General features: G+C 52.1%; 1 protein-coding gene. It reads left to right on the top strand.

What is annotated here, in order from left to right; genetic code table 11:
* The coding region (locus KDK17_RS13060; protein WP_257288233.1) for a ShlB/FhaC/HecB family hemolysin secretion/activation protein at nt 1-844 on the top strand (844 nt) is incomplete at its 5' end.
* Nucleotides 845-1,249 lie beyond the last annotated feature (405 nt).

The following is a 1,249-nucleotide window of genomic DNA, read 5'->3' as shown; positions in this document are numbered from 1 at the left end:
AGGCTATGGCTTGACGTCTGATGGACTGAAATCATTCAGCGCCAGCTACAACCGGGTGGTGGGCGAAGATGGCTGGAGGCTGGGAGGGAGTTTCCAGTACACCGATAGTGAATTGGAGATCACGACAGTTGATGTCGATGTCACAGGTGATACGACACGTTATACCCTGGATGCCAGTTACCTGTTCTGGTCGGACATTGATGGCTGGCTGAACCTGCTTTTTTCTGCCAGCAGTACCCGTTCGGAAAACGCTGTGGCTGATGAACCTTTGTCTGACTACCGTAATGATCAGCTGCAGTTCGGACAGGAATTGAATCTGCTGGACGACAGCTGGCAGGTCAATGGCCGGCTTGTGTACAGCAGACTCCGCAGCAAGTCCATTCTGAATGATGATGTGCGGTACCTGAGTTTGTTGAACCCGAGCCTGACACTGATCTACAACTTTGACTCGCCACTCTATGTGCTGTCCACATGGGAGGCGCAGTGGGCCAGTGAAGCAACTCTGCCGTCGAGTCTTGGCTTTGCCCTCGGCGGGTTGTACAGCATTCGAGGGTACAACAACAGTGTGGTTACCGGCGACAAAGGCTGGCGTCAGCAGACAGAGTTACACTACTCTGGCCTGAACTTCCGACAGAGCACCATCGAACCTTTTGTCTTTCTTGACCATGGCGAGACAAGGACGCCTGGTTCCCACGAAAAACTCACCTCCGCTGGCCTGGGGACAAAAGTCTCTGCCAAATGGGGCGCTGTTGAAATCACCGCCGCCCAGACCCTCGAGCCGGTGGGTGTCTCAGGGAATGACTTTCGGGTTTATGCGCGGTTCAGTCTGACCAGTTGGGAGTGAGGCGATCTTGACGAGCTGCATGGCAACCAGCACCTACTGATGGTTTGGATGCTGGTCGACTTGTTTCATAACAGCCAAACCAATCCGAAAAACGCTCAGTTTATGTTTACCACTCACGGAACCTCAATCCTAAGTCAGGTAGTGTTCCGCAGAGACCAGATCTGGTTTGCTTCTCAAGAGGGGCACAGGGTATACACCTGTCTCCGCTTTCGGACTTCAAGGTACGCAAAGGTGCGGTGGATATTGAGCGTTACTATCCACAATGTGGATAGTGCATCCTGCGAGCCAAGAGTGTGCCACTACACACTTAACCCGATAATATCGGACACCTTGGCATGGTATCCGTGCTACCATGTAATCCATGATCGCTTCTTTATAAAGACAAGGCTACAGCAGATATTTTTA

It is taken from the genome of Endozoicomonas sp. SESOKO2 (assembly GCF_024606245.1).
Lineage (GTDB): Bacteria > Pseudomonadota > Gammaproteobacteria > Pseudomonadales > Endozoicomonadaceae > Endozoicomonas_A.
This window is presented reverse-complemented; position numbering and strand designations above follow the sequence as displayed.